Raw genomic sequence first — 9029 nt, forward strand, 5'->3', positions numbered from 1 at the left:
ACGCATTTCATCTCCTTCTCCAAGACCGGCATGTTGTCGCCCGACGGCAGCTGCAAGAGCTTCGACGAACGCGCCAACGGCTATGTTCGCGGCGAAGGCGCCGCGATGGTTCTGGTCAAGCCGCTCGACAAGGCGATTCGGGACAATGACCGCATCGTCGCGGTACTGCGCGGGTCGGCGATGAATCACGGCGGCCGCGCACGCACGGTGACCTATCCCGGCTCGCTCGCGCAATCGAACGTCGTGGCCGAAGCCTTGCGTCAGGCGAGCGTTCCGGTCAGCACGGTGAACTACGTCGAAGCGCCTGGCACGGGAACGCCCAAGGGCGATCCGATCGAAGTGGAAGGGCTGAAGATGGCCTTCTCGCGCAGTGCCGCCGAGCAGGGCGAAACGCTGCAGGAACACTCCTGCGGCATTGGCAGCGTCAAGACCAATATCGGCCACCTGGAGTCGGTGGCCGGCCTGGCCGGCGTCATCAAGACGGTGCTGTGCATGCGGCATCAGTCGTTCCCGCCGCTGGTGCATTATCAAAAGCTCAATCCGCGCATCGCCTTTGACGGCAGTCCGTTCTTCATTGTCGACAAAGCGCAGCCGTGGCCTGCATTGCGCGACGAAGCCGGCCTGGCGATACCACGCCGCGCGGGAGTCAGTTCGTTCGGTTTCGGCGGTGTGAATTCGCATGTGATCGTCGAGGAATACCGGGAACCCGAAGCGGTCGACAAACGCGAGACAGCATCGGCGCCAGCCCTGATCCTGCTTTCCGCGAAAACCGTGCCGGTGTTGCGGGAAAGCACCCGGCAATTGCTGGACGCGATCGCCTCGCCAGAAACCCGCCGTCATGACCTGAGCGATCTGGCTTACACGCTGCAGGTCGGGCGCCGGCCGATGGAGGCGCGGCTGGCCTTGGTGGCCGATTCGTTCGAGGCGGTGCAGTCGCAGTTGTCGGCCTGGCTTGCGGGAGACGCCGCGGATGTGTTGGCCGGACAAGTCGGCGCGGAAGTCCTGGCGCGCATCGCGGAAGAGCCGCCGACCGATGATCAGCTTGCAAAACTGTTGTCCGAGCGGAACCTCGCCGAGCTCGCGCAGCGGTGGGTCGCCGGCTATGAGCTGGACTGGGCAGGGCTTTACGACACGAAGAAGCCGCGCCGCATCGCTTTGCCCACCTATCCCTTCGTCAAGGAAAAGCATTGGGTCGAAGTCGGCGCTGCGAAACAGACTTCCGCAGCCCTGCATCCTTTGCTGCACTGGAATAGCTCCAACGTGGCGGGATTGCGTTTCAGCTCGCGCTTCGACGGCAACGAATTCTTCCTGGCCGATCATGTCGTTCAGGGCAAACCTACCTTGCCGGGCGCCGCGCAGCTGGAGATGGCCCGCTGCGCCATAGAGCGGGCGATGGCATGGCCGGGCGGTTCGTATCGTTTGAAAGACATCGTATGGATGCGACCGGTCGCAGCGGATGCGTGGCCGGTCGATGTGGATCTCGCCTTGTTTCCGGAAACGGACGGTAAGGTCGATTTCGAGATCTACCGCGATGGCGATGGCGAAGAGCCCGTGGTGTACACCCAGGGCACCGTGACGAAGCTCGTCTCCGCGCAGCCGGCTCCGCATGATCTCGAAGATCTGCGCAGAAGCTGCATACGTGCCCATTTGAGCGCGGAACAGTGCTACGCCGCTTTTGACCAGGCGGGTTTGAGCTATGGCCCAGGACATCGCAGCCTGATCGAGCTGTTCGTGGGAGACCAACAGGCCTTGGCGCGTATCGCCTTGCCGGAAGCGCTGCGCGCATCGGCAGGCAGCTACGTGCTGCATCCCAGCTTGCTGGACGCCGCCCTGCAGGCAGCCATCGGCATGCGCGAAGGGGAGCGGGACGCGGGCGAGAAAAGCCTGCTGTTGCCGTTTGCGCTCGGTGAACTGGAGATCCTTGCACCGTGCACGCCGCAGATGTGGGCGGTCATCCATCGCCGTGCCGGCGGTGCGATGCAGAAGTTCGACATCGATCTATGCGACGAGAAGGGCGCCGTCTGCGTCCGTCTCAAAGAGTTCTGCGTACGTGCGGCGGCAGCAGAGGCGGTCGAAGCGCCTTCGCGTACGGCCTTGTTGTCCCCGGAGTGGCGCGAAGCGCCGGCCGTGGGAGCGGAAACCTTCTCGCGGCGCGTGGTGTTCTTGTGCGGCGTCGCCGATGCGCCGCAGCCGCAGACTCCCGGAGTCGAGTTCCATGTCGTCAACGCCGAAGACGATCTGGCGCAGGCTTTCGAAGCCACGACCTGTCTCCTGTTGGAAAAGATCCAGGCGCTCTATGGCTCGCCGGGCCGGCACCTGATCCAGATCGTGGTGCCGGATGAGGGTGTCGGCATGGCGTGGTCCGGTCTCGGCGGCATGCTGCGCTGTGCTCATCTGGAAAACCCGAACATCGTGGGCCAGGTGATCGCTGTCGAGCGCGGACAGGACATCGCTCGCGTGCTCGCCGAGCATGGCGCCGGTGATTCGCCGCAGATGCGCTACGTCGCAGGCAAGCGCATGGCGCTGGCCTGGAGCGAGTTGTCGCAGGCGACGCATGTCTCATCGCCCTGGAAAGATCGTGGCGTCTACCTGATCACCGGCGGCGCCGGTGGATTGGGCCTGATTTTCGCCCGCGACATCGCCAGTCGTGCGAAGAATCCCGTGCTGATCCTGGCTGGTCGTTCGCCGGCTACCGAGGCGACGCTCGCGGGTATCCAGGAACTCGAACGATGGGGCGCGGTAGTGCGATACCGCGAGGTGGACGTGGGCGATGCCGCCAGCGTTACGCATCTGGTGCAAAGTATCCACGACGAGTTCGAAAGTTTGGACGGCATCCTCCACGCCGCCGGTGTATTGCGCGACAGTTTCATGGTCAGGAAGACCGCGCAGGAAGTGCGCGAGGTGCTTCGCGCCAAGGTGGCCGGCCTGATCAACCTCGACCTGGCCAGCCGGGGCATGGCGCTGGATAGCTTCATCTGCTTCGCATCGACCTCGGGTGCGCTGGGCAACGTGGGGCAGGCCGATTACGCGGCGGCCAATGCCTTTATGGACGGCTATATGACGTACCGGGCCGATCTGGTGCGCCAAGGGGATCGCCGCGGCCGCACGCTCTCGCTCGACTGGCCCTTGTGGGAAGAGGGCGGCATGCAGGTCGACGCCGCGACCCGTCGCGCCATGACCCAAGACACCGGCCTGGTTCCGCTCCGTTCCGACAGCGGCCGCGAGGCCTTGGCGCATGCATGGGCCAGCATGGCGCGAAACCGGCCGCTGCACCGGAGGCCGTCAAAGCCGCCGCGCCGGAAAACATCTCAGGGGATTTGCAGGATAAGTCCGTCCGCTACTTCGTGCGCCTGCTGGCAAGCACCTTGAAGCGCCCGGCGCACAGCATCGACGCCCATGCGCCGATGGAAGCCTACGGCATCGATTCCATTCTCGTGATGGAGCTGACCCGGACCCTGGAGCAGGTATTCGGATCGCTTTCCAAGACACTGCTTTTCGAATACCAGACCATCGCCGCGCTGGCCGGCTACTTTATCCAGCACCACCGCCCGCGCTTGGGCGAACTGCTGGGTGAAACCCCGGCTGACGCTCCCGTTGTGGAGCCGGCAAGTAACGAGGCGCCGCCAGAAGCCATCGTGGCACCGTTAAGTCGGCGCCCTCGTTTCGGAACGCAGGACAGCCGCTTCCAGGGCGGGAAACCCGACGATGCGCTCCGCTCCGCTCCGATCACGGCGGCCGGCGACACGGGAGCGATCGCAATCATCGGCCTGTCGGGACGTTATCCGCAGGCTGGCGACATAGAGACGTTCTGGTCGAACCTGAGCGGCGGCAAGGACAGCATCACCGAGATCCCGCTGGAGCGCTGGGACTGGCGGCGTTACTACGACGCGGATCGCAGCAAGGTCGGGACCACCTATAGCAAGTGGGGTGGATTCCTGGATGGGGTAGACCAGTTCGACCCGCTGTTCTTCAACATCTCGCCGCGAGAAGCGGAGCTGATGGATCCGCAGGAGCGCTTGTTCCTCGAATGCGTGCACGGCGCGATGGAAGACGCCGGATATACGCGCGAGAGCGTGACGCGGCATGCCGGTGCCGGCCAGGAAGGCAGCGTCGGCGTCTTCGTAGGCGTGATGTATGAGGAGTATCAGCTGTACGGCGCGCAGGCGCAGGCGCGCGGCCAGAATGTGGCGCTGCTCAACAGCGCGGCGTCGGTGGCGAACCGGATCTCGTACTACTGCAACTTCCACGGTCCGAGTCTGGCGCTGGACACGATGTGCTCGTCGTCGCTGACGGCGATTCATCTGGCCTGCCAGAGCTTGCGGCAGGGTGGTTGCGCGGTGGCGATCGCCGGCGGTGTGAATGTATCGATCCACCCGAACAAATACCTGATGCTGGCGCAGGGTAAGTTCATCTCCGGCAAGGGACGTTGCGAGAGTTTCGGCGAAGGTGGCGAAGGTTATGTGCCGGGCGAAGGCGTGGGCGCGGTGCTGTTGAAGCCGCTGTCGCAGGCCATTGCCGATGGCGATCATATTTACGGCGTGATCAAGGCCACTGCAATTAATCACGGGGGCAAGACCAACGGCTACACCGTGCCGAACCCGAACGCGCAGGCGCAGGTGATCGAGCGGGCATTGCGCGAAGGCGGCGTGGATGCGCGCGCGATCAGCTATATCGAGGCGCACGGTACCGGAACCAGCCTGGGCGATCCGATCGAGATCGCGGGACTGAGCAAGGCTTTCGGCCACTGGACGCAGGACAAGCAGTACTGCGCGATTGGCTCGGCCAAATCGAATATCGGTCACTGCGAAAGCGCGGCGGGCATCGCCGGCGTCACCAAGGTGTTGCTGCAGCTGAAGCACCGGCAGTTGGCGCCGAGCCTGCACTCCAGCGTGCTGAATCCGAACATCGACTTCGCCGGCACGCCGTTCGTGGTGCAGCAGACGCTGACGCCGTGGGCGCGGCCGACGCTGGAGAAGGACGGCGCGAAGCGGACGTATCCGCGAATCGCGGGCATCTCCTCGTTCGGCGCGGGTGGGGCGACTGCGCATGTGGTGATCGAGGAATACGAAGCGCCGGTGCGCACGGAAATGGCCGGCAATGGTCCGTCGCTGGTGGTGCTGTCGGCACGCAATGAGGAGCAGTTGCAGCAGCAGGTGGCGCGACTGTCAGCGTTCCTTGATGCGCGGCAAGCAGACGCCACGCTGCGTTTGGCCGACCTGGCTTACACGTTGCAGGTCGGCCGCGAGGCAATGGACGAACGCCTGGGCATCGTGGCGCGCACGCTCGGCGAACTGCGGGCAAAACTGGTCGCGTATCTGGATGGCGACACCGGGCTCGAGGACGTCTATCGGGGCCAGGTGAAGCGGACGAAAGAAGCGCTCACGGCGCTGGCCGGCGACGACAGCATGGACACCCTGCTGGTCGCCTGGCTTGCACAGGGCAAGCACGGCAAGTGGCTTGACCTATGGGTGAAGGGGTTGCCGGTGGCCTGGGAGAAGCTGTACGGCGAGACGAAGCCGCGCCGCATCAGTCTGCCGACCTATCCGTTTGCGCGCGAGCGCTACTGGATCGACACCGATGCGGCACCAGGCATCGAGATAGCGACAGCGAGCGCGGCGCTGCATCCGCTCGTGCATCGCAATACCTCGAATTTTTCGGTGCAACGTTTCAGTTCGCATTTCAGTGGCGAGGAATTCTTCCTGGCCGATCACGCAGTGCGTGGCCTACGGGTGCTTCCGGGCGTGGCGCAGTTGGAAATGGTGCGCCGGGCCGTGCGTGAGGCGCTCGAAGACGATGGCACTTTGCAATTGCGGGATATTGCCTGGCTGCGCCCCGTGGTGGTCGGGACGGAAGGGCTGGACCTGCATATCGCGCTGATGCCGCAAGAGGACGGCGGCATCGGTTTCGAGCTGTATAGCGATGCTGAAGACGGCGATACCGTGCGTTATAGCGAGGGCCTGGTGACCGCCATCGCCGATGCGTCGGCGACTATGGCGGCACACGACCTTGCTGCTTTGCGTGAGCAAAGCACCGCTTCCAGGAGCGCGGCACAGTGCTACGCGCAGTTCGAACAGATGGGCCTGCACTACGGCCCGACCATCCAGGGTCTGGGCGAGCTGTTCGTCGGCACGCAGCAGGTGCTGGCGCGGATCATCTTGCCAGCGGCCATGCAGGCAACGCAGGACGATTACGTGCTGCATCCCAGCCTGCTGGATGCCGCGCTGCAGGCCACCCTCGGATGGATATTGGCGGCCGATGGCGCCCATGAGTCCACCCTGTGGCTGCCTGCCGCCCTGGGTTCGCTGGAGATGCTGGCGCCATGCGCCACCGACATGTGGGCGGTCGTGCGGCGCAGCGCTGGCGACGCCATGGACGAAGCATCGCAAAGGTTCGACATCGATCTTTGCGATGAAACGGGCGCGGTATGCATACGTTTCCGCCAGCTTGAGTTGCGCTTGGCGAAGACCATCGCCGAGTCCGGGAAATCGTTACAAACGCTATTGATGATCCCCTCGTGGGAAGCGCGGCCCGTCGCCCATCGTCATGCAGCGAGTCCTGTGTTCGCACAGCGCCGCGTGTTGTTGTGCGGCGTGAATGCCGCAGACGCCGATCGCGTACAGAGGCAGATACCGGACGTGGTCCAACTGGGTGCTGTCGTCGGCGGCGATCTATCGCAGCACTATGAAGCGGCGGCCGTGGCGCTGCTGGAGCAGCTCCAGGGGTTGAGCAGTCAGCCAGGACAGCAGCTGATCCAGGTGGTGGTGCCGTGTAACGGCGAAGGCGCCTTGCTGGCAGGGTTGAGCGGGATGCTGCGCACGGCGCAACTGGAGAATCCGCGCCTGTCCGGTCAGGTCATCCAGGTCGAAGCCGGCCAGGACATCGTGCAGGCGCTGGCCGAAAATCGCGACAGCCTTGCCGCGCACATCCGTTATGTCGGCGGTGTACGCCAGGTCGCCGGCTGGGCCGAGTACACGCAGGCGACTGAGGCGCGCGCGCCATGGAAGCCGCAGGGTGTCTACCTGATCACCGGTGGCGCCGGTGGCCTGGGCCTGATCTTCGCGCGCGAGATCGCGCGGCAGGCGAAAGGCGCCACGCTGATCCTCACCGGGCGTTCGGCGCTGGACGAACGCATCCAGGCGCGCGTGCGCGAGCTGGAAACCCTGGGCGCGGTCGTGCGCTATCACGCGGTGGATGTCGCCGATAAGGCCGCCGTGATGCGGCTGGTGCGCAGCCTTCCGGAAGACTATGAAAGCCTCGACGGCATCATCCACAGCGCCGGCGTGGTGCGCGACAGTTTCCTGATCCGCAAGACGCCGGCGCAGCTGCGCGAGGTGTTCAGCGCGAAGGTGGCCGGCACGCTGAACCTGGATGAGGCAAGCGCGGATCTGGCGCTGGATTGCTTCATCGTCTTCTCCTCGATCACCGGCGCGATCGGCAATGTAGGCCAGGCCGACTACGCGGCGGCGAACGCGTTCATGGATGCGTTCGCCAACTACCGCAGTGACCTGGCGAGCCGGGGCCTGCGCCATGGCCGCACGTTGTCGATCAACTGGCCGCTGTGGGCCGATGGCGGCATGCAGGTCGATGACGCGACGCGGCAGTATCTGTTGCGGGAAATCGGCATGACGCCATTGCGCACCGCCAACGGTTGCGCGGCATTGGCCCAGGCCTGGTCGAGCAGTGCGCCGCAGGTCCTGGTGGTCGAAGGCCTGCCGCAGCGGCTGAAAGCCACGTTGTCGATGAAGGACGCGCCAGCCGAACCGGTTGCTGTTGCAGTCGAGGCGAACAGCGCGGGCTCCGTGGCCGAACACCTGCACGAGAAGACGGTGCGCTACCTGGTGCGTACCTTGTCGTCGACGCTGAAATTGCCGGCGCAGAAGATCGATGCCAGCGCACCACTGGAAACGTACGGCATCGATTCCGTCATGGTCATGGATCTGACCGCCAAGCTGGAAAAGGTCTTTGGCTCGCTGCCGAAGACGCTGTTCTTCGAATACCAGACCATCGCCGCGCTGTCCGACTATTTCCTGAAACAGCATCGCGCCGCCTTGGTCGAGCTGCTCGGCGAAAAGGCGAATGTCGCCGCGCCGGCTGCCGTGGTGAAACCTCGCGACAGTGTGCGGGCCGCATCGGTCCTGCAGCAGCGCTCGCGGTTTGCCTTGCGCCATGCGTCGCCCGCGAACGAGGCGATCGCGATCATCGGTCTGTCAGGACGTTATCCGCAGGCCGGCGACATCGAGACGTTCTGGTCGAACCTGAGCGGCGGCAAGGACAGCATCACCGAGATCCCGCTGGAGCGCTGGGACTGGCGGCGTTACTACGACGCGGACCGCAGCAAGGTCGGCACCACCTATAGCAAGTGGGGCGGGTTCCTGGATGGGGTAGACCAGTTCGATCCGCTGTTCTTCAACATCTCGCCGCGGGAAGCGGAGCTGATGGACCCGCAGGAGCGCTTGTTCCTCGAATGCGTGCACGGCGCGATGGAAGACGCCGGATATACGCGCGACAACTTGGCGGACGGGCAGGATGGCAACGTCGGCGTATTCGTGGGCGTGATGTACGAGGAGTACCAACTCTACGGTGCGCAGGCGCAGGCCCTTGGGCAAAACGTGTCGGTGTCCAATAGCTCGGCATCGATCGCCAACCGCATTTCGTACTACTGCAACTTCCATGGCCCGAGCCTGGCGCTGGACACGATGTGCTCGTCGTCGCTGACGGCGATCCATCTGGCCTGCCAGAGCCTGCGTCAGGGCAGCTGCGCGGTGGCGATCGCGGGTGGCGTGAACGTATCGATCCACCCGAACAAATACCTGATGCTGGCGCAAGGCAAGTTCATCTCCGGCAAGGGGCGCTGCGAGAGTTTTGGCGAGGGTGGCGAAGGTTATGTGCCGGGCGAAGGCGTCGGCGCGGTCTTGCTCAAGCCGCTCGCACAGGCGATCGCCGATGGCGACCATATCTACGGCGTGATCAAGGCCACCGCGATTAATCACGGCGGCAAGACCAACGGCTACACCGTACCCAACCCGAAT

General features: G+C 64.5%; 2 protein-coding genes. Both read left to right on the forward strand.

What is annotated here, in order from left to right:
• The coding region (locus tag OUZ52_RS21330; RefSeq protein WP_266160598.1) for a type I polyketide synthase at window positions 1–3369 on the forward strand (3369 nt) is incomplete at its 5' end.
• The coding region (locus OUZ52_RS21335) for a type I polyketide synthase (protein WP_266160599.1) at window positions 3345–9029 on the forward strand (5685 nt) is incomplete at its 3' end. The genes OUZ52_RS21330 and OUZ52_RS21335, both read left to right, overlap by 25 nt.

The organism is Dyella silvatica (genome assembly GCF_026283955.1).
Taxonomy (GTDB): domain Bacteria; phylum Pseudomonadota; class Gammaproteobacteria; order Xanthomonadales; family Rhodanobacteraceae; genus Dyella_C; species Dyella_C silvatica.